The following is a 23693-nucleotide window of genomic DNA, read 5'->3' on the forward strand; positions in this document are numbered from 1 at the left end:
CGGTGCCCACGGACCCCGCCGAACGCCGGGTCACCGTGACCGGGCCGCCCCGCCGCAGCCGCCGTGCCCGCCGTGGCTCCGACTACTACCGCGCGCGCACCGAGATCGACGAACAGACCACCCTCGGCCACACCTACGTCCGCTCCCTCATGCGCTCCCAACTCCGCGTCGCCCTGGTCGTGTTCGCGGTCCTCGTGCTGCTCGTCGGCCCGCTTCCGCTGGTGTTCGCGGCCGCTCCCGATGCCCGCCGCCTGGAGTGGCTGGTGCTCGGCTTCTGCCTGTACGCCCCGCTGATCCTGCTGGCCCGCTGGTACGTGCGCCGCGCCGAACGCAACGAGGAGGACTTCGTCCGCCTCGTCGAGGACCGATGAACCCCCGTCGCGACGAGGCCCCATGAACTCCGGTTACGCCGTCCCGGCCGTCGCCCTCGTCGTCGTCGCGACCGTCCTCGTCGGCGCCTTCGGCCTGCGTGTCTCCCGGACCACGTCCGACTTCTACGTCGCCTCACGCACCGTCGGCCCGCGCCTGAACGCGGCCGCGATCAGCGGCGAGTACCTCTCCGCCGCCTCCTTCCTGGGCATCGCGGGCCTGGTCCTGGTGCAGGGCCCGGACATGCTCTGGTACCCGGTCGGCTACACCGCCGGCTATCTGGTCCTCCTCCTGTTCGTCGCCGCCCCGCTGCGCCGCTCCGGCGCCTACACCCTCCCCGACTTCGCCGAGGCCCGGCTTGCCTCGCAGACGGTACGACGGCTGGCCGGGGCGTTCGTCGTCGGCGTCGGCTGGCTCTATCTTCTGCCCCAACTCCAGGGCGCCGGACTGACGTTGACGGTGCTCACCGGCGCCCCGGACGCGCTGGGCGGGCTGATCGTGGCCGTGGTCGTGGTGGCCACCGTCGCGGCCGGCGGCATGCGCAGCATCACCTTCGTCCAGGCCTTCCAGTACTGGCTGAAACTCACCGCCCTGCTCGTCCCTGCCCTCTTCCTCGTCCTCGCCTGGCAGGGCGCAGGGGCTCCCACCCACGCCTTCGACGAGCCGGCCACCTTCCGTGACCAGCGCACCGTCAGCGTCCAGGACACCCTCGACCTGAAGCTCGACCGCCCCCTCACGGTCACCGTCACCGGTACGGTGGACGGCCGCCCGCACCAGGACACCAGGGTCACCCTCCCCGAGGGCACCCACCGCATCGCCGCCGGCACCCGGCTGACCTTCGCCAAGGGCACCCGCGTACCCGCCACCGACCGGGTCACCAACGGCGGTATGTCCACCTCGCTCGCGCAGAGCCGGGAGGAACGCCCGCTGTACGCCACGTACGGGCTGATCCTCGCCACCTTCCTCGGCACCATGGGCCTGCCGCACGTCGTCGTCCGCTTCTACACCAGCCCGCACGGTGTCGCCGCCCGCCGCACCACGGTCGCCGTCCTCGCCCTGATCGGCCTCTTCTACCTGCTGCCGCCCGTGTACGGCGCCCTCGGCCGGCTCTACACCCCCGAACTCACCCTCACCGCCAACGCTGACGCGGCCGTCCTGCTGCTGCCCGACCGGGTCATCGGCGGCCTCGGTGGCGATCTGCTCGGCGCCCTGGTGGCTGGCGGCGCCTTCGCCGCGTTCCTCTCCACCGCCTCCGGACTGACCATGGCGGTCGCCGGAGTCCTCACCCAGGACGTCCTCCCAGCGCGCGGCGTACGGCACTTCAGACTCGGGACCGTGCTGGCCATGGCCGTACCGCTCGCCGCCAGCGTGCTGGTCGGCGGGCTGCCGGCCGCGGACGCCGTGGGGCTCGCCTTCGCGGTGTCCGCCTCCTCCTTCTGCCCGTTGCTGGTCCTCGGCATCTGGTGGCGGCGGCTGACCCCGCCCGGCGCGGCCGCCGGGATGCTGGTCGGCGGCGGCTCGGCGTTCTGCGCGGTGGCCGCGACGATGGCCGACTTCCCGGGCACCGGGAACCTGCACGCCCTGCTCGCCTGGCCCGCCCTCTGGTCGGTGCCGCTGGGCTTCCTCACCATGATCCTGGTGTCCCTGGCGACGCCGGGCCGGGTCCCGCCGGGAACGGCCGCGATCCTCGCCCGCTTCCACCTCCCGGAGGAACTGCGCGCGGAGGTGAAGGCGTGACCGGCTTCCTGGCCGGCCTCCTGGTGGCCGTACTCCCGCTGCTGGCCGCAGGCTTCTGGCTCGGCCGCCGCACCGCACGCCCCGAGAGCCTCGGCGGTCTCGGCACCCCCGTCGAGCACGCCACCTTCGAGACCCTGCACACCGCGTCCCTCGCCGCACCCCCGCTGCGCGCGGGCCTGACCGAGGAGACCGCCCGCCGCTCGGCCCGCCGGCTGCGCACCCTGCTCGGCACCGACGCCCTCTGCCTCACCGACCACGAGAACCTCCTGGTCTGGGACGGCGTCGGCGACCACCACCGCACCGAGATCATGGAACGGCTCGCCGGACCGCTGGAGTCCGGCCGCGGCGAGGCCTTCCGGCTGCACTGCGAACTCCCCGACTGCCCGGTCCGCTGGGCCGTGATCGCCCCGCTCACCGTCGACGACCGCGTCCACGGCACCCTGGTCGCCTGCGCCCCGCGCGAGTCCGCCGTGCTGGTCCGCGCGGCCGGCGAGGTCGCCCGCTGGGTGAGCGTGCAGCTGGAACTGGCCGACCTGGACCGCTCACGCACCCGGCTCATCGAGGCCGAGATCCGCGCCCTGCGTGCCCAGATCTCCCCGCACTTCATCTTCAACTCGCTCGCGGTGATCGCCTCGTTCGTACGCACCGACCCCGAGCGGGCCCGCGAACTGCTTCTGGAGTTCGCCGACTTCACCCGCTACTCGTTCCGCAGGCACGGCGACTTCACCACCCTCGCCGACGAACTCCACGCGATCGACCACTACCTTGCACTCGTCCGGGCCCGCTTCGGCGACCGGCTCACGGTCACCCTCCAGATCGCCCCCGAGGTACTCCCGGTCACCCTCCCCTTCCTCTGCCTCCAGCCCCTGGTCGAGAACGCCGTCAAACACGGCCTGGAGGGCAAGACCGGGACCTGTCACATCCAGATCACCGCGCAGGACGAGGGCGCCGAGGCCCTGGTCGTCATCGAGGACGACGGCGCCGGCATGGATCCCGGGCTGCTGCGCCGTATCCTCGCCGGCGAGATCAGCCCCTCCGGCGGTATCGGCCTGTCCAACGTCGACGACCGGCTCCGCCAGGTCTACGGGGACGACCACGGCCTCGTCATCCAGACCGCCCCGGGAGCGGGCATGAGGATCACCGCCCGGATGCCCAAATACCAGCCCGGGGTCCACCAGGCGGCGCGCCTCACACCCGAGTGAGCACCCCAGCCCCTCAGCCGCTCTGGGTGACCACCATCGCGAGGGTCAGCAGCCCCAGCACCACCCAGCCGAACCAGAGCCAGCCGTTGCTGCCGAGCGCCACCGTGTAGGCCGTCACCACCACGAGTCCGCCTACGGTGAGGACCCCCATCGCCTTGGTGGAACCGTTCGTAGAACCGGGCATCGCGACACCCTCCTCATGGTCCGACTCCCTCCATGGTGCCCCCGTTCTGCCTCCGCACGGTGCACACGGCGAAATGAGCGCCGGTCTTCCACATCCCCTCGCTGCTCCAGGAGGTCGCCTGATACCCGGAAGGATCGTGTCTGCGCACTGCCGGGGCGGTCCGACTCCGTCCGTACCTGCTTCCCGGTCGGTACGACGGCCACGGACCGCACATCCGCGAGTTTCCCCGGCAGCTCCGCGCAGGTCGGATCGAGACTGGGCCTGAGGGTCCCCGGGGAGCGCGCCCGGCCGGGCCACTCGGCTGGGACACAGTCACCCTTGAGCGGGCGCGAGAGGCCCACCGAGCTGCCGTACCACACCAGCCCCCGCACCAGGCCCAGGGCGGCGACGGCGATGGCGCCCGCAGGACGTGGGGGAGTGGCCGTCGACGGTGGCCGGGCGGCCGTCCCGGGTCCTCGCCCTCATCCCGGAGCGGCAGGGAACCCGGCCCGGTGCGGGCCCGCGCATACGCCTCCGCCTGTCCCCTGCGAAGGGTCGCGGCGGATTTGCGTACGCCCGGGCGTGTCCTCTTGCCGCAGACTGCCGCGTTCCGGCAGGAACGGACCTGGGCGTCCTGGCCGTGCCCCTTGTACCCCGGTGGCGACCGCCTTGACGACGGATGGGGGCGGAGCTCAGCCCGCATCCGCTGGGCCTTTCAGCCCCTGCGTGCGTTCAGCGAGGCCAGATAGGCGTTGTACGCCTCAAGTTCCTTGTCACCGTCCCGGTCCGCGGCGCGGTCCGTGCGCCGGGCCTGCCGCTGCTCGGAGCTGTACCACTGGAACAGCAGGGCGATCAGGACCAGCACGGAGGGGACTTCACTGAACGCCCAGGCGATACCGCCGGCCGCGTTCTGGTCGGAGAGCGCGTCGATGCCGAGCGAGGCGGGCGGGTTCTTGAACGTCTCGACCATCGGCTCCGACGCCATCATCAACGCGATACCGAAGAACGCGTGGAACGGCATGCCCGCGAACAGTTCCAGCATCCGCATGAGATACCCCGGCCGGTGCGGTCCCGGGTCGACGCCGATGATCGGCCAGAAGAAGACGACACCGACGGCGAGAAAGTGCACCATCATCGCGATGTGGCCGGCCTTCGATCCCATCAGGAAGTCGAACAGCGGAGTGAAGTAGAGCGCGTAGAGGCTCGCGATGAACAGCGGGATCGTGAAGGCGGGATGGGTGACGATCCGCATGTACCGGCTGTGCAGCAGGGCCAGCAGCAGCTCACGCGGCCCCTTGGGTCCCTTCCCGGCGACGGGCAGCGCGCGCAGCGCGAGCGTCACCGGGGCACCGAGCAGGATCAGGATCGGCGACAACATGCTGATGATCATGTGCTGCACCATGTGCACGCTGAACATGACCATCCCGTAGTCGTTCAGCCTGGTGCACATCACCAGCATGATGGTGAGCACACCGAGGACGTACGAGACGGTACGCCCCACGGGCCACGCGTCCCCGCGCCGCCGCAGCCGCACCACACCCCACCCGTACAGCGCGAGCCCCGCGACACAGGCCAGGAGAAAGAAGGGATCCGTCGACCACTCCAGCCCCCGCCCCAGCGTGAACGGCGGCAAGTCCAGGGTCATGCCGTGCCCGCTGTGATCCATCCGGTGGCTCCTGATTCGTGGGGGGTTGTGCGTTTCTGCCGCCCACAAGACTAGAACCGGCCGGGGTCATCTCTGTGACCGGGTCCCTAAAGCACGGTCTCCGCTTCCTCGTACCGCTCCGCGGGAACCGTCTTCAACGTCTCCACCGCCTCCGCGAGCGGCACCATCACGATGTCCGTCCCCCGGAGCGCCGTCATATGACCGAAGTTCCCCCGGTGCACGGCCTCCACCGCATGCCATCCGAACCGCGTCGCCAGCACCCGGTCGTACGCCGTCGGCGTCCCACCCCGCTGTACATGCCCGAGGATGACCGGCCGCGCCTCCTTGCCGAGCCGCTGCTCCAGCTCGATGGAGAGCTGCCGGGCGATCCCGGCGAACCGCTCGTGGCCGTAGATGTCCTTGCCACCCTCGTCGAAGGCCATCGTGCCCGCCTTCGGCTTGGCCCCCTCCGCCGCGACGACGATCGCGAACCGCTTCCCGGCCTCGAAACGCTCGCCGACCCGGCGGGCCAACTCCTCGATGTCGAAGGGGCGTTCCGGCACGACGACGGCGTGGGCGCCGGCCGCCATGCCGGAGTGCAGGGCGATCCAGCCGGTGTGCCGGCCCATGACCTCGACGACGAGGACCCGCTGGTGGGACTCGGCGGTGGTCTTCAGCCGGTCGAGGGCCTCGGTCGCCACACCCACGGCCGTGTCGAAGCCGAAGGTCACGTCGGTGACAGCGATGTCGTTGTCGATGGTCTTCGGCACGCCGACGATCGGCAGACCGGCATCGGACATCAGCCGGGCCGCCTTCAGCGTGCCCTCACCGCCGATCGGGATGATCGCGTCGAGTCCGAGTTCGGCGACATGGCCCCTGGCCCGCTCCACGCCGTCCCGCAGATGCGAGGGCTGGACCCGGGAGGAACCGAGGATCGTGCCGCCGCGGGCCAGGATGCCGGCCACGGCGTCGAGGTCGAGCTTGAGATAGTCGCATTCCAGGAGGCCCTTCCAGCCGTCCCGGAAGCCGATGACCTCGTCGCCGTGGTCGACGACGGCACGGTGCACGACGGACCGGATGACGGCGTTCAGGCCGGGGCAGTCGCCGCCGGACGTGAGGACACCAATGCGCATAGCCCGAAACAACCTTCTCCACGTGGGCCGAAGGCCGGACCACGCTGTCCGGCTGTCATCGCCGTCACCCTACCCGCGCGAGGGGGTCTCGCCGTACCGTGCGTCCGCCTGCTGGACGCGCCCGCACATGTGAGCGGACACCCCGTCAGGCGGGCCCGTAATCGACCACTCGGGTACGGTCAGGCGGGCTGCTGCGCGGACGCGATCCGCTCGGTGCGCAGGGCCTCGTACCACCGGTCGTCGATCGGCGGCAGGGCGTTCACGTCGAGCGCCAGCTTCAGCAGCAGGTCGGCGATGAGCGGGTTGCGGGCGAGGACCGGCCCGTGCATGTACGTGCCGAAGACGGTGTCGTTGTACGCGCCCTCCGTGCCGTCGCCGGTGCCGTTGCCCCGGCCCAGCTGGACGCGGGCGAGGGGGCGGGCGGTGGGGCCGAGCTGGGTGATGCCCTGGTGGTTCTCGAACCCGGTGAGCTGGGGCAGCCCGAGGCGCGGGTCGATGTCGGCGAGGACGTCACCGACGCACCGCTCGCCGGTGCCGCGCACGGTCGTCACGTCGAGCAGGCCGAGGCCCGGCTCACGCTGGCCCAGGTCGTTGATGAACTCGTGCCCGAGGATCTGGTAGCCGGCGCACACCGAGAACACGATCGCGCCGTTCTCCACGGCCCGGTACAGGTGACCGTCGCGGCGCAGCCGCTCGGCGGCCAGCCGCTGCGGACGGTCCTCGCCGCCGCCGATCAGGTAGATGTCGCCGGAGGTCGGGATCGGCTGGTCGCTGCGCACGTCCAGCCGGGCCACGTCGAGACCGCGCTGCCGCGCCCGGCGCTCCACGACGAGGGCGTTGCCCTGGTCGCCGTAGGTGCTGAGCAGGTCCGGGTAGATCCACACCAGCCGCAGTTGGTTGTCGCTCATCAATGATCGTCCTTCGGGGTCAGTCAGTTGCCGACGCGGCGGCGCAGATCCTGGAACGCGGTGTAGTTCGCGATGACCTCGATCCGGCCGGGCGGGGCCATCTGCACGGCCTGGTCGAGGGAGTCGCAGACCTGGAAGTGCTGGTTCGCGACCTCAAGACGCACCGCGAGGTCCAGCTTGCGGTCGCCGAGCACGAAGATCGGGTGGCCGGTGAGGCGGGTGTAGTCCACGTCCCACAGCCAGGAGGTGTCGGTGCCGTCCGCGCCGCGCGCGTTCACGGAGAGGATCACCGGGGTCGGCGGCGGGTCGATCAGCGAGAACGTCTCCAGCCAGCCGGCCGGGTTCTTCGCGAGCAGCAGCCGCAGGTCGCGCCCCTGGAACTGCACGACGTCGTACCGTCCCGCGACGGCCTGCACCTGGTACATCCGTTCCAGGGCGACCTGCGGCGGCACTCCGAAGACGGCGGCGACGGCGGCCGAGGAGGCCGCGTTGGCCTTGTTGGCGCGCCCGGGCAGCTGGAGATGGATCGGCCAGGCGGACCCGTGCGGGTCGAGCACATGGTCCCCGGACAGCACCCAGCTCGGTGTCGGGCGCCGGAACCCGCACTCACCGCAGAACCAGTCGTCGCCAGGGCGCTGCATCACACCACCGCAGGACGGGCAGGACCAGGCGTCGTCCTTCCACATCTGCCCGGCGGCGACCCAGATCACATTGGGGGAGGAGGACGCGGCCCACACCACCAGCGGGTCGTCGCAGTTCGCCACGATGACAGCCTTCGACCCGGCCAGGCCCTCCCGCCAGTTCTCGGCGAGCATCCGGGTCTCGGCGGCCCGGTCGAGCTGGTCGCGGGAGAGGTTGAGCAGCGCGATGCACTTGGGGTCGGTGTCCCGGGCCACCCCGGCGAGGTACTTCTCGTCGACCTCGATGACACCGAACTTGGCGTCGGAGCCGCCGGCCAGCGCCGAGGTGATACCGGCGGGCATGTTGGCGCCGAGCGCGTTGGAGACGACCGGCCCCGCGGCCTTCAGTGCCTCGGCGATGAGCCGGGTCGTGGTCGTCTTGCCGTTGGTCGCCGAGACGAGCGTGACGTCCAGGTTCTGGGCGAGCCGGGCGAGAAGGTCGGGGTCGAGTTTGAGTGCGACCCGGCCGCCGATCACGGATCCGCTGCCGCGTCCCGCGGCACGGGACGCCGCCGCGACCGCCTTGCCCGCGGTCACGGCGATCTTGGCCCGCGGCGTGAGCGGGTCCGAGTTGCCTGCCATCAGTTCTCGATCCTCCTTGCGTACGCGCCGCGCCTCAGCCATTCGGCAGCGTGGTGTGCACCTCAGCCTATCGAGATCCATTCGCACACCCGAATTCCGGCCCTCGCCTGCGCGGCGGGCAGGGGCCGATTCGAACCGTACCCTTGCGGCCATGCGACACGGTTCCATTCCGGGCGCCCACGGGCGGGTCCGGCCCCTCACCCTGCTCGGCGACCCCGTCCTGCACGCCCGCTGCGCGGAGGTCACCGACTTCGGCCCCGAACTCTCCCGTCTGGTGGAGGACTTGTTCGCGACGATGTACGCGTCGGAGGGTGTCGGCCTGGCGGCGAACCAGGTGGGTGAGCCGCTGCGGGTTTTCGTCTTCGACTGCCCCGACGACGAGGACGTACGGCACCTGGGCCATGTGGTGAACCCCCGTCTGGTGGAGACGGACGGCGTGACGGTCCGCGGCCCGGAGGGCTGCCTGTCCCTGCCGGGCCTGGAGGCGGGGACGGAACGGTACGACCAGGCGGTGGTGGAGGGCGTCACGGCAACGGGAGAACCGGTCACGATCCACGGCACGGGCTTCTTCGCGAGATGCCTGCAGCACGAGACGGACCACTTGGAGGGCAGGGTGTACGCCGACCATGTGACGGGCTGGCGAAAGCGGAGGCTGATGCGACAGGTGACCAAGGCTTCCTGGCGCCGATGAGGACATCCACCGCCTTCAGACCTTCAGAACCCCGGACCGCCGATCTTGTCCCCCGCAGCCGCCAACCGCCCCCACAACAAGTCCGCCAAACTCTTCACCAACTCTGCACGAGAACAGGGCCGCTCTCCCAGCCACCAGTCCCCGGCCGCATGCATCATCCCGACGATCCCATGCCCCCACACCCGAGCCAGCTGCTGACTCCCGGGCCCGAGGTCCAGACGGTCCTCGATGACCTGAGCCAACTCCTCGCCCATCCGCCGCAGCAGCGGAGCACTGTGCTTCCCGACGTCAAATCCTTGATCGGTCCCCGTGCCGCCCTCGGCAGGATGCATCAGGAACCGGTACACCTGGGGCCGCGCCTCGATCGCCGCGAGGTAGGTGTCCAACGTGGCCTCGACCCGCTCACGTCGGTCCGCGGGCGCGTCGAGAGCCTCCCGCAGCGAGTTCAGCAACGCGTCCGTGTGCCGCTTGGCAAGGGCCGCGTAAAGCCCGCCCTTGTCGCCGAAGTGGCGATAGAGGATCGGTTTGGTGATGCCGGCCTCGGCCGCGATCGCGTTCATCGAGGCTTGGGGGCCGTCGCGCAGCACCACGCGGTCCGCGGCCTCCAACAGCTCTCGCCGTCGGCGGTCGGCGGACCGCTGCTGTTCGGTCCGCTGTGTGGTGTCCATGTGCTCTCCCCACCCCGTGCTGTTTCGGTGACGCCTGCGAAAACTAACACCTGACAGCAGTCCGCCATCGAACTGGCTGCCGAGGTGACCTTGGGAGTTGACTTTTCCTACTGACGAGTAACAGACTGTTGTTACCGCTAGTAACACATTTTGCGCCGCCGCTGGAGGGGTCATGGCCGAGTTCACCATGGAGCTCAACGACGAACAGAAGGAGGTCCGGGACTGGCTGCACGGCTTCGCCGCCGACGTCATCCGGCCCGCGGCCGCCGAATGGGACGAGCGTGAGGAGACTCCCTGGCCGGTCATCCAGGAGGCCGCGAAGGTCGGCATCTACTCCCTCGACTTCTACGCCCAGCAGTACTTCGACCCCACCGGCCTCGGCATCCCGATGGCCATGGAGGAGCTGTTCTGGGGCGACGCGGGCATCGCCCTCTCCATTGTGGGCACGGGTCTCGCCGCCGTCGGCGTCCTCGCCAACGGCACCGAGGAGCAGATCGGCACCTGGATCCCCCAGATGTACGGCGACACCGACGACGTCAAGGTCGCCGCGTTCTGCTCCTCCGAGCCCGACGCCGGCTCCGACGTGGCCTCCATGCGCACCCGGGCCGTCTACGACGAGGCCAAGGACGAGTGGGTGATCAACGGGACCAAGACCTGGGCGACCAACGGCGGTATCGCCAACGTCCACGTCGTCGTCGCGGTCGTCGACCCGGAGCTCGGCTCCAAGGGCCACGCGTCCTTCATCGTCCCGGCGGGCACCCCCGGGCTCGCCCAGGGCCAGAAGTTCAAGAAGCACGGGATCCGTGCCTCGCACACCGCCGAGGTCATCCTGGACGGCGTCCGGGTGCCGGGCTCCTGCCTGCTCGGCGGCAAGGAGAAGCTGGACGAGCGCCTCGCACGGGCCCGTGAGCGGGCGAAGACCGGCGGCGAGCGGGTCAAGAACGCGGCGATGGCGACGTTCGAGGCCTCGCGCCCCGCCGTCGGTGCGATGGCCGTCGGTACGGCACGTGCCGCCTACGAAGTCGCCCTCGACTACGCCAAGACCCGTGAGCAGTTCGGGCGGCCGATCATCGACAACCAGGGCGTCGCCTTCCAGCTCGCGGACATGCGTACGTCCATCGACGCGGCCCGGCTGCTGGTGTGGCGTGCGTCCTGGATGGCGGTGAACGGTAAGCAGTTCACCGCCGCCGAGGGCTCGATGTCGAAGCTGTTCGCCAGCGAGACCGCGAAGAAGGTCACCGCCCAGGCGATCCAGATCCTGGGCGGCAACGGCTACACACGGGAGTACCCGGTGGAGCGGATGCACCGCGACGCCGCGATCTACACGATCTTCGAGGGTACGAGCGAGGTGCAGCGGTTGGTGATCGCTCGCACACTGTCGGGGATGCCCATCCGGTAGCCCCCAGGGGCAAGTCTCCTCACTGGTGCTTCAGAGGCGTCAGTTGCTCGATGTCGTAACGCCTGCGTAGTTCCTCGATCGCCTCGTGGTCCGGGGGACCGTCCGCGCCCAGGATCTCCAGCAACTCCTCGAAGTAGCGCTCGTGATCCGGTGGGGGAGACGCCTGGAAGAACATCCGCGCCGGTGTCTCCGTAGGGTTGGCGAAGGCGTGCGGGCACCCCGGTGGTACGACGATCACCGTGCCCGGGGTCGCCCGCACCACCCTCGTGCCCGAACTCGACTCCCACTTCTGCCAGTTGTCGGGAGTGCGGATACGGGGCTCGAAGGCGAGGACGTCCAGCTCGCCTTCGAGTACGTAGAACAACTCCTCGCTGCGGGTGTGCACATGGGCGCCCACGTCGAAGCCCGGCGGGACCTCCACCTCGAAGGTGGAGGCCGTCCGCGAGTGCGTGCCCGTCACCTTGAACGTGACACGCTGGGCCGGCGTGTGGACCACGCGCCCGTGGCCCGGCGGTACGAGGAGTCCCTCCATCGCCGTCACCGGGCCCTCACCAGGTCACCGGAAGGGCCTCGGGTCCCCGGATCAACGCGCCCTTCCTGAACGGGACCTGCTCCGGGGGCACGGCGAGCCGCAGCCCGGGCAGCCGGTCGAGGAGGGCGTCGACCAACAGCTCCTCCTCCAGCCTGCCGAGCTGGCCGCCGGGGCAGTAGTGCGGGCCGAACCCGAAGGACACATGCGGGTTGGGACTGCGGGTGAAGTCGATCGTCTCCGGGTCCGGGAAGACCTCCGGGTCGCGGTTGGCGGCCAGGTACGAGACATAGATCGGGTCGCCCGCGCGGATCCGTACGCCCTTGATCTCCACGTCCTCCGTGGCGACCCGGGACAGTCCCACCGCGCTGCGGTGCGGGATGTAGCGCAGCAGTTCGTCGATCGCCCGGGGGCGGATCTCCGGCTCGGTGCGCAGCCGGTCAAGGAGGTCGGGGCGGGTCAGCAGCAGGTAGAACATCTGCCCGCTGTTGTTGGTGACCGCCTCGCCGCCGATCTGGAGGAGGACGGCGAGACCGACGGCCTCCTCCAGGGTGACCTCGCCGCGGCCCACGGCCGCGCCCAGCAGGGAGGCCACGTCCTCGCCCGAACTGCCCTCGCGCAGCGCGACAAGGTCGCCGAAGTAGGCGCTCATCTCGCGTTTGGCCTTCTCGCTGACCTCCTTGCCGTGGCTGGAGGACAGGATCAGCTGGGTCCAGATGTGCATGGTGTGCCGGTCGGCGGCCGGAACTCCCATCACCTCGCAGATCACCGCGATGGGGAAGGGGCTCAGCACCGTCGCCGTGAGGTCGGCGGGCGGGCCGTCCTGGACGAGTTCGTCGATGAGTTCGTCCAGCATCCGGCGCGCCTTCTCGCGGACCCGTTCCACACCCTTGGTGGTGAGCGCGGAGGCCACCGACCGGCGCAGCCGGGTGTGGTCGGGCGGGTCGAGGAAGCCGACCGCGCCGCGGTCCGGGATGAAGTGCGGGGCGAGCCGGGTGACCGGCTGCTCCATCACCGCCTCGCGGCTGAACCGGGGATCGTTGGCCACCATCCGTACGTCGTCGTACCGGGTGACCAGCCAGGCCCAGCCCTCGCCGTTGGGGAGCTCGATCCGGGTGACCGGGCCCTCGCGCATCAGCTCGGCCAGAGTGGGGTCGAAGTCCACCCCCGCCAGGTCCGGCACCTGCCAGTGCCGGACCGGACAGGCGGACTCGGCGGCCGGGTCCAGGGGTTCGGTGAGCGTCTCTTCGGTCATGCCGCCTCTTCGTCCGAACGCCGCCAGCGACCCAGCGACATTTCCGCGGTGATGCCGGGACCGAAGCCGGCCAGCAGGCCGCGCGCCTGGTGCTCGGCACCGCCCTCGTCGAACATCCGGCGCAGTGCGTCCAGGACGACGGCGCTGGCGATGTTGCCGTACTCGGTGAGCGTGGACCGGCTGAACCGGAACGCGTGCGGATCGACCTGGAGGAACTTGCTCAGGTCGTCCAGGATCCGCGGCCCGCCCGCGTGGACTATGTAGAAGTCCAGGTCGGACGCGTCCCAGCCGTGCAGCCCTGCCAGGTCCTGGAGAGCCGGCGCGAGCGGTTCCATGGTCGCCGGGACCCGCTTGTCCAGCAGGAAGTGGAACCCGGTGGCCCGGACGTCGTACATGATCCACTCCTCGGTCTTGGGGATCAGGTACGAACCGTTGCGCTCGAGCTCGACGCCGGTGCCGCCCTTGCCGCGGACCACGGCGGCGGCTATGCCGTCACCGAAGAGGCCGTTGGAGAGCAGCGAGCCGACGCCGAGGTCGGTCGGCTGGTAGCACAGCGAGCAGAACTCGCAGGCCACGATGAGCGCGTTGGCGTCCGGGTACGCCGAGCAGAAGTCGTGCGCCCGGTTGATCGCCGCTCCGCCGGCCGCGCAGCCGAGCTGCGCGATGGGGAGCTGGCGGGTGGTGGAGTCGAAGTCCATTTCGTTGATCAGCCACGCCGTGAGCGAGGGCATCATGAAGCCCGTGCACGAGACGTAGATGATCACGTCGATGTCGCTGGTGAGCAGTTCGGCGTCGTCGAGCGCTCGCTGGATCACTGCGGGGACCCGGGCCTTGGCCTCGACCTCGTAGAGCTTGTTGCGCTCCTCGAAGCCGGGGTGCTTGAGGGTTTCCTCGATCGGCTGCACGATGTGCCGGGTGCGAACTCCCGTGTTCTCGATCAGTCTCAGCGCCAAAGGCAGCTGCGGGTGGTTCTCGTGGTGGGAGCGCGCCAGTTCGAGCGTCTCCTCCATCGTGATCACGTACTCCGGGACCGACACTGAGGGTTTGCACAAAGTCGCCATGAACCGTGCCTGCTTTCAGCCTTCCGGCGGGTTTTGGCCCGACCGGTCAGAGAGGTGGTTCACCTCAGGAGGTGGTCCCCTCACGATCACCCGTGAGAGCGACGATCTCTCGCCGGACTACTCCGAACCGGTGACCCCGTGTCAGGGTCGGATCAGCACAGAGGTATCCAGACGAGGAGGACGCGATGCCCGGCACGGCCACCGAAATGCTGGAAACGGCCAGGTCAGAGCTTGCCCCGGACCCGAACGCCAATCCACTGGTCCCCCTCGTCGCCAGCGGCCGGGCGAGCCTGGAGACACTCGCCGCACTTGCCCTGGAACAACTCCACGTGATTCCCGCCGACCACCGCGCGTTCCTGCATCTGGCGCAGCGCGCCGCCGAGGAGCCCGCGGCCGCCGGGTTCTTCACCATGCTGGCCGAGGGCGAGGAACTGGCGGCAGAGCGGCTGGGCGCGCTCACCGCGGCGTGCGAAGTGGATGATCGGCGCCTGCAAGCGTACGAACCCCTACCGGGCTGCCAGGCATACCCGGCGTACATCTCCTGGCTCGCCCTGAACGCGACCCCGACGGACGCCGTCCTGGCCGTCACGGCCAACTTCGCGACCTGGGGGACCTATTGCGCCCGCATCGCCGAGGGCCTGCGCTCGCACTACGGCTTCACGGACGAGGCCTGCGCCTTCTTCGACTTCTTCGCGGAACCGGCCCCGGCCCTGGAGCGGCAGGCGGAGGCGGCGGTGGAAGCGGGACTCGACTCGGGCCGCCTGGACGAGAAGCGGGTGTACACCTACGGCAGGTTGCTCCAGGCGTACGAGGAGATGTTCTGGACGTCGCTGCCCGGACTTACGTAACGGGGCCCTGCCCGCTGCTGTGGGCGATACAAGCCACGTCGATCCGGTCGGCGAGCTTCGCCAGCTCGATGGTCAGCGCGGCCACCGTGTCCTCGTCCAGCCCGCTCTCCCCGGCCTCCACCAGCCGCACCCACCGCCCGCCCACGGTCCGCAACAACTTACTCACGTCGGCCGCGGCCACCTGCAAGGTACCGCGGTCGTCGACGATCAGAGGCAGAGTCACTTCCCGGTTCACACACGGATCGTAGCCGCGCGACCGTCACGCACCCTGCCAAACGGTGGTGATGTTGCAGAACTCCCGGATTCCGTGCCCGGACAGCTCACGCCCGTATCCGGACCGCTTCACACCTCCGAACGGAAACGCCGGGTGGGAGGCGGTCATGCCGTTGACGAACACGCCACCGGCCTCCAGATCCCGTACGAACCGGTCCACCTCGGCCTCGTCCCGCGTCCACACGTTCGAACTCAGTCCGAAGGGCGAGTCGTTGGCGATGAGAACCGCCTCGTCCAGGTCCGCGGCCCGGTAGAGCGTGGCCACCGGCCCGAACGCCTCCTCGCGGTGGATGCGCATATCGCGGTGGATCCCGGCGAGCACGGTCGGCGGGTAGTACCAGCCGGGCCCCTCCGGCCGCTCCCCGCCGCACAGCACCCGCGCACCCGACCGCTTCGCGTCCTCGACGAGCTCCTCCAGGTCGGCCCGTCCCTGTTCGCTCGACAGCGGCCCGACGTCCGTTTCCTCGTCCATCGGGTCGCCCGTCCGCAGCGCCTCCATGCCCGCGACGAACCGCTCGGCGAACGCGTCGTAGACATCCGTGTGCACGATGAACCGCTTCGCGGCGATGCACGACTGCCCGTTGTTCTGCACCCGCGCGGTCACCGCGATCTTCGCGGCGCGGTCGATGTCCGCCGACGGCATCACCACGTAGGGGTCGCTGCCGCCCAGTTCCAGCACCGTCTTCTTGATCATCTCGCCGGCGGTGGCGGCGACCGCGCGGCCCGCGGGTTCGCTGCCGGTGAGCGTGGCCGCCCGCACCCGCTCGTCGCGCAGGATGTCGTCGACCGCTCCGGAACCGATCAGCAGGGTCTGGAAGCAGCCCTCCCGGAAACCCGCCCGGTGGAAGAGGTCCTCCAGATACAGGGCGGTCTGCGGAACGTTCGACGCGTGCTTGAGCAGGCCCACATTGCCGGCCATCAGCGCCGGCGCGGCGAACCGGACCACCTGCCAGAGCGGGAAGTTCCACGGCATCACGGCCAGCACCGGCCCGAGCGGGCGGTAGCGCACCCGCACCCGCGACGCCCCCGACTCCTTCACATCCGTCTCCGCCGGCTCCTCGTCGGCCAGCAGCTCCTCCGCGTGGTCGGCGTACCAGCGCATCGCCTTCGCGCACTTCGCGGCCTCCGCGCGGGCCTGCGCCAGCGGCTTGCCCATCTCCGTGGTCATCGTGCGTGCGATGTCGTCCTGGTCCGCGTCCAGCAGGTCGGCGGCCCGGTGCAGCAGCCGGGCGCGCTCGGCGAAGCTGGTCGTGCGGTACGTGCGGAACGTCGCCTCCGCGAGTTCGAGCCGGCGTTCGAGTTCGTCCTCGTCCATGGCGTCGAACGTTTCGAGCGTCTCACCGGTCGCCGGGTTCACCGTCGCGATGGGCATGGCTGACCTCCCTGGGAGCGGGCTTGCTTCGACCTTCGCGCGCGGTCCGGTGAACCGCAACGCGTACGCATCTGTTCAGTCCGTGTGCTCAGCCAGCCGGTCGAGAAACGCGGCCTGCGCCTTGACGATCACCTCACGGGCCCGGTCGGGGCGGAGCCAGGCCACGCGGTCCAGCTCGGGGAACTCCTGGATCCGGCCCGACCGCGGCGGCCACTCCATCGTGAAGGTGCCGGGTTCGATCGCGGCCGGGTCCAGGTCCGCCTCGATCGCCCACGCCGTCACGATCTTGCCGTTGGTCTGCCGGACCTCGCCGAGGTCGAGCGCCTCGCCGTCCGGCGGCAGGCCCAGCTCCTCCTGGAACTCACGGCGGGCCGCCTCCCAGGCGGGTTCGCCGGGCTCGTACTCGCCCTTGGGGACGGTCCACGCGCCCGCGTCCTTCTTCGCGAAGTAGGGGCCGCCCATATGGCCGAGCAACACCTCGACGCCGTCGTCGGTGTGCCGGAACAAGAGCAGTCCGGCGCTTCGCCTCGGCTCCGTCAAGGCCGTACCTCCGGGTGGGCGGCCAGCAGGGTCTCCACCGTATCGGCCTCCTCCGGCCGCTTGTCCTCGCGATAGCGGACGACCCGGGCGAAGCGCAGGGTGACGCCGGCCGGGTAGCGGGAGGACCTCTGGATGCCGTCGTAGGCGATCTCGACGACGAGTTCGGGGCGTACGGTCACCACCCAGCCGTTGTCCGAGACCTCCAGCTCCCGGAGCCGGGCGGTCTGCCACTCCAGCATCGCGTCGGTCATGCCCTTGAAGGTCTTGCCGAGCATGGCGAAGCCGCCGTCCGGGGTGCGGGCGCCGAGGTGGAGGTTGGAGAGCTTGCCGGTGCGCCTGCCGTGCCCCCACTCGGCGGCCAGGACGACCAGGTCGAGGGTGTGCACCGGCTTGACCTTCAGCCAGGAGGCGCCGCGCCGGCCCGCGCTGTAAGGAGCGTCCAGGGTCTTGACGACCACGCCCTCGTGGCCGCGGGCCAGGGTGGCGGCGAGGAACTCCTCGGCGGCTGCCGTGTCCTCGGGCCCGGACACCAGCGCCCGGCGGACCCGCATCGGCTCGGGGACCAGACGGGCCAGCTCCGTGTGCCGTTCGGCGAAGGGGAGGTCGAGGAGATCGTGGTCGCCGACCGAGAGCGCGTCGAAGAACACGGGGGAGACCGGGACCTCCCGGGCGACCTTCGCCACGTCCGTCCGGGAGCCGACCCGGCCCGCCGTCTCCTGGAAGGAGCGGGGGCGGCCGTCGGCGTCGAAGGAGATCACCTCGCCGTCCAGGATGAACCGGTCGCCCGTCAATTCCAGTGCGGCGGAGGTCACTTCGGGGAGGCGGTCGGTGATGTCGTCCAGCGTGCGGGTGTAGATCCGTACCGTGTCGCCGTCCCGGTGGACCTGGACCCGGATGCCGTCCAGCTTCTCCTCGACCGCACAGGCGCCCAGTTTCCCGACCGCCTCGGCGACCGAGGAGGCGGTGTGCGCCAGCATGGGCAGCACCGGGCGGCCTACGGTGAGCCGGAAGCGGTCGAGGGCCGGCGGGCCGTCCGCGAGCAGCGCCTCGGCCACCGTCTGGAGGGACCCGGCGAGCATCACCGCCCGGCGCACGTCGGCCGCGTCCGCGCCGGTCGCCTGCGCGAGCCCCTCGACGGCCACCGCGTCCAGGGCGCCCTGCCGTACCTCACCGGTGATCAGCCCCAGCAGGAAGCGCTGCTCGTCGGCCGTCGCCGCACCCATCAGCTCGGCGACGATCCGGGCGCGTTCGGCCTGCGAACCGGGCCCGGCGACCTTGCCCAGCTCGGTGAGCCGGGCATCGACCTCGCGGACGGTGAGGGACGGCTCGGCGGCCGGCGGGACCGGCCGGCTCAGCACCTTCCAGCCGACGCCGAGGCGGCCCTGCGGGAGACGGCCGGCGAGATAGGGGATGACGATCGGTACGTCGTCCGGGGCCGTCTCCCGGAAGAGGCCGGCGAGCAGCGCGGTCTTTCGGGACCGGGCCGCGGTGGCGGCGACGTCCCGGGACACTTCGGCGAGCCGGGTCAGCAGCATGCAGCCAATGGTGCAACGGGTGGGTCCGGACTACACCCGCACGACGGCGTCCAGGTCCGCGAAGAGCAGCTCGCCGTTGATCGCCGCACCGGCGCGGTAGCCACGGCTGACCGCGTTGACCACCTGCTCGGCGAACCCGCTCGCGTTGCCGGCCGCCCACAGCCCGGGCACGGTCGTCAGGCCCCGCTCGTCGATCACCGGGTAGGCGCCGAAGGGAGTCTCCCGCAGCTCCGCACCCAGCTTCAGCAGCAGGTCGTTCTGCGGAACCGGGCGCGGGGCGACGAACAGGGCCTCCCGCCGGTGCACGCTCCCGTCGATGAGCCGCACACCCGTGAGCCGGTCGTCCTCGATCCGCAGTGCCGCGACCTCGCCGGGCACCACCCGGACCCCGGCCACGGTCAGCCGCCGCAGGTCGTCGTCGGTCAGCTCCGACTCGGGGACCCGGTGCAGGAAGAGGGTGACGTCCTTGGACCACTGGGTGACCATCAGTGCCTGGTGCACGCTCATCGGGGTCGTGGCCAGCACGCCGAAGGCCTGGTCGCGGACCTCCCAGCCGTGGCAGTACGGGCAGTGCACCACATCGCGGCCGAACCGCTCGGCCACGCCGGGCACGGGTGGCAGCTCGTCCCTGAGGCCGGTGGCCACCACCAGCTGCCGGGCCCGGACCTTGCCTCCGCTCGCCAGCGACACCGTGAAGTCGCCGTCCCTGGCAGCGTCCACCGCCCGGTCCCGGACCAGCTCCACGCCGTATCGCGCGATCTCCTCGCGGCCGACGGCGAGGAACTCCGCGGGCGGCATGCCGTCCCGGGACAGAAAGCCCTGCATATGGGCGGCGGGGGCGTTGCGCGGCTCGCCCGTGTCGACGACCAGGGTGCGGCGCCTGGCCCGGCCCAGGACCAGGGCCGCGGACAGCCCGGCCGCGCCGCCTCCGACGACGACCACTTCGTACGTATCGGTCATGGTGACCACCTCCGTTGGCGACGGTCGCGCACCCCCTGCCGTATTGACAAACGTCTTTGCCGAAACTGCAATGCATCCATGACTACGGACGACGTTCTCGCGGGAGTGGGCCCCCGGCTGCGCCGGCTCCGCAAGGAGCGGGAGGTCACCCTCGCCGCCCTCTCCGAGACCACCGGCATCTCGGTCAGCACCCTCTCCCGGCTGGAAGCGGGGCTGCGCAAGCCCAGCCTGGAGCTGCTGCTGCCGATCGCGCAGGCCCATCAGGTGCCCCTGGACGAACTGGTCGGCGCCCCGCCGGTCGGGGATCCCCGGGTGCGGGCCAAGCCGATGGAGCGGTACGGCCGTACCTTCTTGCCGCTGACCCGGCAGCCCGGCGGCCTTCAGGCCTTCAAGGTGCTCGAACCGAAGCGGAAACTCGATCCCGAGCTGCGGACCCACGAGGGCTACGAGTGGTTGTACGTGCTGTCCGGGAAGCTGCGCCTGGTGCTCGGCGAGCATGACGTCGTCCTGGGCGCGGGGGAGGCGGCCGAGTTCGACACCCGGGTGCCGCACTGGTTCGGGTCGACGGGCGACGGGCCGGTGGAGTTCCTCAGCCTGTTCGGGCCGCAGGGGGAGCGGATGCACGTGCGGGCGCGGCCGAGGCGCACGACGTGACGCGTCCGCTGTGCCGCCGGCTGTTCCCTCAGTGGCAAGCGACCGCTTAGTATGCGGTGGACCCTGACGCAGCAGTCTGTGGAGGCACCGCATGCAGGCATGGCAAGTGCACGAGAACGGCGAGCCGAGCGAGGTGATGCGGCTCCAGGAGGCGGAGCGGCCCACGCCGGGCGACGGCCAGGTCCTGCTGAGGGTGCGCGCCGCCAACATCAACTTCCCCGATGTGCTGATGTGCCGGGGCCACTACCAGGTGCGCCCCCCGCTGCCGTTCACCCCCGGTGTGGAGATCTGCGGTGAGACCGAGGACGGGCGCCGGGTGATCGCCAACCCCGCGCTGCCGTACGGCGGTTTCGCCGAGTACGCGGTCGCGGACGCGGCCGCCCTGCTGCCGGCGCCGGACGCGCTGGACGACGCCGAGGCCGCCGCTCTGCACATCGGCTACCAGACGGGCTGGTTCGGACTGCACCGCCGGGCGGGACTCCAGGCCGGCGAGACGCTGCTGGTGCACGCCGCCGCAGGCGGGGTCGGCAGCGCCGCCGTACAGCTCGGGAAGGCGGCCGGGGCGACCGTCATCGGCGTGGTGGGCGGCGCCGACAAGGCCGCGGTGGCCCGCGGGCTGGGCTGTGACGTGGTGATCGACCGGCGCGCCGAGGACGTGGTCGCCGCCGTGAAGGAGGCCACCGGTGGCCGGGGCGCCGACGTGATCTACGATCCGGTCGGCGGCGAGGCGTACACGCAGTCGACCAAGGTCGTCGCCTTCGAGGGCCGGATCGTGGTCATCGGCTTCGCCAGCGGCACCATCCCCAGCCCGGCGCTCAACCACGCCCTGGTGAAGAACTACTCGATCATGGGCCTGCACTGGGGCCTGTACGCCACCAAGAACCCCAAGCTGATCCTGCACTGCCACGAGCAGCTCACCGAGCTGGCCGCGAGTGGTGCCATCAAGCCGCTGATCAGCGAGCGGGTCCCGTTGTCCGAGGCCGCGGCGGCCGTGCAGCGGGTCGGTGACGGCGTCACCACCGGCCGGGTCACCGTCGTACCGAAGGGAGCCGGCGCATGACCGACGCCGCCGAACTCAGGCGCCGCACGGCCGAGTTGCTGGCCGCGCACCCGCCGGCCGACACGGACAGACTGGACTTCCTCAAGGCCCGCTTCGACGCGGGACTCGCCTGGGTGCACTACCCGGAGGGCCTCGGCGGCCTGGGCGCCCCTCGCTCCCTCCAGGTCGTGGTGGACGCCGAACTGGAGGCGGCGGGCGCCCCCGACAACGACTCGCGGCGCAACGGCATCGGGCTCGGCATGGCCGCGCCGACCATCCTGAAGTACGGCACTCAAGAGCAGAAGCAGCGCTATCTGCGGCCGCTGTGGATCGGCGAGGAGGTCTGGTGCCAGCTGTTCAGCGAGCCCGGCGCCGGCTCCGACCTGGCAGCGCTCGGCACCCGGGCCGTCCGGGAGGGCCAGGACTGGATAGTCAACGGGCAGAAGGTGTGGACGTCCGGTGCGCACAACGCCCGCTGGGCCATCCTCATCGCCCGCACCGACCCGAACGTGCCCAAGCACGCCGGCATCACCTACTTCATCTGCGACATGACCGACCCGGGCGTGGACGTCCGCCCGCTGCGGCAGATCACCGGCGAGGCCGAGTTCAACGAGGTCTTCCTCACCGATGTCCGGATCCCCGACTCCCGCCGCCTCGGCGGGATCGGTGACGGCTGGCGGGTCGCGCAGACCACGCTGAACAACGAGCGCGTCGCCATCGGCGGGATGCGGCTGCCCCGCGAGGGCGGCATGATCGGCCCGGTCGCCAGGACCTGGCGTGAACGCCCCGAACTGCGCACCCACGACCTGCACCAGCGGCTGCTGAAGCTGTGGGTCGAGTCCGAGGTCGCCCGGCTCACCGCCGAGCGGCTGCGCCAGCAGCTCGTCGCCGGACAGCCAGGACCCGAGGGCGCCGGAATGAAACTCGCCTTCGCCCGCCTCAACCAGGAGATCAGCGGCCTGGAGGTCGAACTCCGGGGCGAGGAAGGCCTGTTGTACGACGACTGGAGCATGCGCCGACCCGAACTGGTGGACTTCGTCGGCCGGGACGCCGGCTACCGCTACCTCCGCGCCAAGGGCAACAGCATCGAGGGCGGGACCAGCGAGGTCCTGCTGAACATCGTCGCCGAGCGTGTACTGGGCCTGCCGGCCGAGCCGCGCACCGACAAGGACGTCGCCTGGAAGGACCTGGCCCGATGACAACGCAGCCCGACCTGCTGTACTCGGAGGAGGAAGAGGCGCTGCGGGCCGCCGTACGGGACCTGCTCGCCGACCACTGCGACGCGCCCGGTGTCATCGCGCGCACCGAGTCCGGCGCCCCGCACGACCTGAAGGCCTGGGCGGCCCTCGCGGACGGCATGGGCCTCGCGGGGCTGCTGGTGCCGGAGAAGCTGGGCGGCCAGGGCGCCTCGCACCGCGAGGTCGCCGTCGTCCTCGAGGAGCTGGGGCGGGCGGTGGCGCCCGTGCCGTATCTGAGCAGCGCGGTCGTGGCCACGGAGGCGCTGCTGGCCTGCGGTGACGAGGAACTGCTCGGGAAGCTGGCCTCCGGCCGGACCGTCGGTGTCCTGGCAGTGGGGCTGCACATCGCTCCGGGCGCCGGCTTCAAGGCCGTGCGCGTCGAAGAGAACCGTCTGCACGGTGAGTTGACCGGGGTCGCGGACGCGGTCGCCGCGGATGTGCTGCTGGTGCCGGGAGACGACGGCGGACTGTACGCCGTCGAGGCGACGGCCGTCACGGTCACCCCGCAGGTGTCCTTCGACCCGACCCGGCCGCTCGCCACGGTCACCCTCGACGGGGCCGTCGGGCGTCGGGTGGGCGACGCCGAACCCGCCGTACGGCGCGCGCTGCGGGCCGGGGCCGGGCTGCTGGCCTCCGAGCAGTTCGGGGTCGCCGACTGGGCGTTGACCGAGACCGTGCGGTACCTCAAGGAGCGCAAGCAGTTCAACCGGCCGGTGGGTGGCTTCCAGGCGCTCAAGCACCGGCTCGCGCAGCTGTGGCTGGAGGTCGTGAACGTTCGGGCCGCCGCGCGGGGAGCCGCCGATGCGCTGGCCTCCGGCGAGGATGCCGATGTGCTGGTGGCCGTTGCGCAGGCTTATGCGGGGCCGGTTGCCGTGCATGCGGCGGAGGAGGCGCTGCAGTTGCATGCGGGGATCGGGATGACCTGGGAACATCCGATCCATCTGTATCTGAAGCGGGCCAAGGCCAATTCCATTGCCTTTGGTACGGCGGGGGTGCATCGGGGGGCCTTGGCCGAACTGGTCGATCTTCAAGCGCCGTGACGTGGCGGATCTCGGCTGCGGGTGCGTGGGAGCTGGTCGCGCACCCGCGGCGAAGCCGCGTATTCGATACAGCCTCGCGCCCCTTTGAGCGCGCCTGAAGTGAACCTGGGGTGGCAGTCCCGCCAATTCCCCTCACGCCCACACCATTTGGGCTCTGCTCGCCCGCATACTC

General features: G+C 70.8%; 24 protein-coding genes. 10 read left to right on the forward strand and 14 right to left on the reverse strand.

Annotation, left to right across the window (positions count from 1 at the left end; translation table 11 throughout):
• Window positions 1–2 precede the first annotated feature (2 nt).
• Genes ACZ7OO_RS29585 through ACZ7OO_RS29595 form a run of 3 tightly spaced genes read left to right on the forward strand, consistent with a single transcriptional unit; the run spans window position 3 to window position 3308 of the window.
• Entirely contained in the window at window positions 3–371 is a 369-nt protein-coding gene (locus ACZ7OO_RS29585) for a hypothetical protein (RefSeq protein ID WP_471509296.1), read from the forward strand.
• Window positions 372–393: 22 nt separating this feature from the next.
• Window positions 394–2106, forward strand: a complete 1713-nt coding sequence (locus ACZ7OO_RS29590; protein WP_471509297.1) for a sodium/solute symporter — start codon at window positions 394–396, stop codon at window positions 2104–2106.
• Window positions 2103–3308 (forward strand): sensor histidine kinase, encoded by a 1206-nt coding sequence (locus tag ACZ7OO_RS29595; protein WP_471509299.1) that lies wholly within the window; start codon window positions 2103–2105, stop codon window positions 3306–3308. Before ACZ7OO_RS29590 ends, ACZ7OO_RS29595 begins: the two co-directional genes overlap by 4 nt.
• 13 nt (window positions 3309–3321) lie before the next feature.
• On the opposite strand, the gene ACZ7OO_RS29600 is transcribed toward ACZ7OO_RS29595, so the two are convergent.
• The 5 genes from ACZ7OO_RS29600 to ACZ7OO_RS29620 form a co-directional block, all read right to left on the reverse strand.
• Entirely contained in the window at window positions 3322–3492 is a 171-nt protein-coding gene (locus tag ACZ7OO_RS29600) for a hypothetical protein (RefSeq protein WP_352222216.1), read from the reverse strand.
• Between the two features lie 694 nt (window positions 3493–4186).
• Window positions 4187–5137 carry a cytochrome c oxidase assembly protein gene (locus ACZ7OO_RS29605; protein WP_471509301.1) on the reverse strand — a complete coding sequence of 317 codons (951 nt, stop codon included), beginning with the start codon at window positions 5135–5137 and terminating at the stop codon, window positions 4187–4189.
• Between the two features lie 86 nt (window positions 5138–5223).
• Window positions 5224–6249: a 6-phosphofructokinase gene (locus ACZ7OO_RS29610; RefSeq protein WP_471509303.1), complete on the reverse strand. Its 1026-nt coding sequence runs from the start codon at window positions 6247–6249 to the stop codon at window positions 5224–5226.
• 179 nt (window positions 6250–6428) lie between these two features.
• Window positions 6429–7157 (reverse strand): type 1 glutamine amidotransferase, encoded by a 729-nt coding sequence (locus ACZ7OO_RS29615; protein WP_351698376.1) that lies wholly within the window; start codon window positions 7155–7157, stop codon window positions 6429–6431.
• Between the two features lie 23 nt (window positions 7158–7180).
• A complete protein-coding gene (locus ACZ7OO_RS29620; protein WP_384484402.1) occupies window positions 7181–8419 on the reverse strand; it encodes a MurT ligase domain-containing protein in 1239 nt (412 codons plus the stop codon).
• Between the two features lie 151 nt (window positions 8420–8570).
• Here ACZ7OO_RS29620 and def point away from each other — a divergent pair, with 151 nt between their 5' ends.
• Window positions 8571–9110, forward strand: coding sequence for a peptide deformylase (gene def / locus ACZ7OO_RS29625; protein ID WP_471509305.1), 540 nt, complete (start codon window positions 8571–8573; stop codon window positions 9108–9110).
• 23 nt (window positions 9111–9133) lie between these two features.
• Here def and ACZ7OO_RS29630 read toward each other — a convergent pair whose 3' ends face one another.
• The gene (locus ACZ7OO_RS29630) at window positions 9134–9778 is read right to left on the reverse strand and encodes a TetR/AcrR family transcriptional regulator (protein ID WP_471509307.1); all 645 of its coding nucleotides are present in this window, start codon (window positions 9776–9778) and stop codon (window positions 9134–9136) included.
• Window positions 9779–9950: 172 nt separating this feature from the next.
• On the opposite strand from ACZ7OO_RS29630, the gene ACZ7OO_RS29635 reads away from it, so the two are divergent.
• Entirely contained in the window at window positions 9951–11177 is a 1227-nt protein-coding gene (locus ACZ7OO_RS29635) for an acyl-CoA dehydrogenase family protein (RefSeq protein ID WP_471509309.1), read from the forward strand.
• A 19-nt stretch (window positions 11178–11196) separates the two neighbouring features.
• Here the strand turns inward: ACZ7OO_RS29635 and ACZ7OO_RS29640 are convergent, their stop codons facing one another.
• Genes ACZ7OO_RS29640 through ACZ7OO_RS29650 form a run of 3 tightly spaced genes read right to left on the reverse strand, consistent with a single transcriptional unit; the run spans window position 11197 to window position 14022 of the window.
• Complete coding sequence (locus ACZ7OO_RS29640) at window positions 11197–11709, reverse strand: cupin domain-containing protein (protein WP_352222288.1); 513 nt, start codon at window positions 11707–11709, stop codon at window positions 11197–11199.
• A gap of 16 nt (window positions 11710–11725) precedes the next feature.
• Window positions 11726–12961 carry a cytochrome P450 gene (locus tag ACZ7OO_RS29645; RefSeq protein WP_471509311.1) on the reverse strand — a complete coding sequence of 412 codons (1236 nt, stop codon included), beginning with the start codon at window positions 12959–12961 and terminating at the stop codon, window positions 11726–11728.
• On the reverse strand, window positions 12958–14022 hold the full coding sequence (locus ACZ7OO_RS29650; protein WP_471509313.1) for a type III polyketide synthase: 1065 nt from the start codon (window positions 14020–14022) through the stop codon (window positions 12958–12960). Before ACZ7OO_RS29650 ends, ACZ7OO_RS29645 begins: the two co-directional genes overlap by 4 nt.
• Window positions 14023–14207: 185 nt before the next feature.
• On the opposite strand from ACZ7OO_RS29650, the gene ACZ7OO_RS29655 reads away from it, so the two are divergent.
• Window positions 14208–14870 (forward strand): thiaminase II/PqqC family protein, encoded by a 663-nt coding sequence (locus ACZ7OO_RS29655; protein WP_471509315.1) that lies wholly within the window; start codon window positions 14208–14210, stop codon window positions 14868–14870.
• On the opposite strand, the gene ACZ7OO_RS29660 is transcribed toward ACZ7OO_RS29655, so the two are convergent.
• The 5 genes from ACZ7OO_RS29660 to ACZ7OO_RS29680 form a co-directional block, all read right to left on the reverse strand.
• The gene (locus ACZ7OO_RS29660; RefSeq protein WP_471509317.1) at window positions 14863–15105 is read right to left on the reverse strand and encodes a DUF6213 family protein; all 243 of its coding nucleotides are present in this window, start codon (window positions 15103–15105) and stop codon (window positions 14863–14865) included. The two genes, ACZ7OO_RS29655 and ACZ7OO_RS29660, sit on opposite strands and share 8 nt — an antisense overlap.
• A gap of 24 nt (window positions 15106–15129) precedes the next feature.
• Window positions 15130–16515 (reverse strand): NADP-dependent succinic semialdehyde dehydrogenase, encoded by a 1386-nt coding sequence (locus ACZ7OO_RS29665; protein ID WP_471509319.1) that lies wholly within the window; start codon window positions 16513–16515, stop codon window positions 15130–15132.
• A gap of 75 nt (window positions 16516–16590) precedes the next feature.
• Window positions 16591–17055 (reverse strand): NUDIX hydrolase, encoded by a 465-nt coding sequence (locus tag ACZ7OO_RS29670; RefSeq protein WP_471509321.1) that lies wholly within the window; start codon window positions 17053–17055, stop codon window positions 16591–16593.
• Entirely contained in the window at window positions 17052–18590 is a 1539-nt protein-coding gene (locus ACZ7OO_RS29675) for an ATP-dependent DNA ligase (RefSeq protein WP_471509323.1), read from the reverse strand. Before ACZ7OO_RS29675 ends, ACZ7OO_RS29670 begins: the two co-directional genes overlap by 4 nt.
• A gap of 30 nt (window positions 18591–18620) precedes the next feature.
• Window positions 18621–19550, reverse strand: a complete 930-nt coding sequence (locus ACZ7OO_RS29680; protein WP_471509325.1) for an NAD(P)/FAD-dependent oxidoreductase — start codon at window positions 19548–19550, stop codon at window positions 18621–18623.
• 78 nt (window positions 19551–19628) lie between these two features.
• Between ACZ7OO_RS29680 and ACZ7OO_RS29685 the strand changes: the two genes are divergently transcribed.
• From ACZ7OO_RS29685 to ACZ7OO_RS29700, 4 genes are all read left to right on the forward strand, one after another.
• A complete protein-coding gene (locus ACZ7OO_RS29685; protein WP_471509327.1) occupies window positions 19629–20204 on the forward strand; it encodes a helix-turn-helix domain-containing protein in 576 nt (191 codons plus the stop codon).
• 91 nt (window positions 20205–20295) lie between these two features.
• Entirely contained in the window at window positions 20296–21264 is a 969-nt protein-coding gene (locus ACZ7OO_RS29690) for an NADPH:quinone oxidoreductase family protein (RefSeq protein WP_471509328.1), read from the forward strand.
• A complete protein-coding gene (locus ACZ7OO_RS29695) occupies window positions 21261–22442 on the forward strand; it encodes an acyl-CoA dehydrogenase family protein (protein WP_471509330.1) in 1182 nt (393 codons plus the stop codon). Before ACZ7OO_RS29690 ends, ACZ7OO_RS29695 begins: the two co-directional genes overlap by 4 nt.
• Entirely contained in the window at window positions 22439–23521 is a 1083-nt protein-coding gene (locus tag ACZ7OO_RS29700; RefSeq protein WP_471509331.1) for an acyl-CoA dehydrogenase family protein, read from the forward strand. The genes ACZ7OO_RS29695 and ACZ7OO_RS29700 overlap by 4 nt, the downstream gene beginning before the upstream one ends.
• Window positions 23522–23693 lie beyond the last annotated feature (172 nt).

This window comes from Streptomyces sp. NPDC111744, from assembly GCF_055634995.1.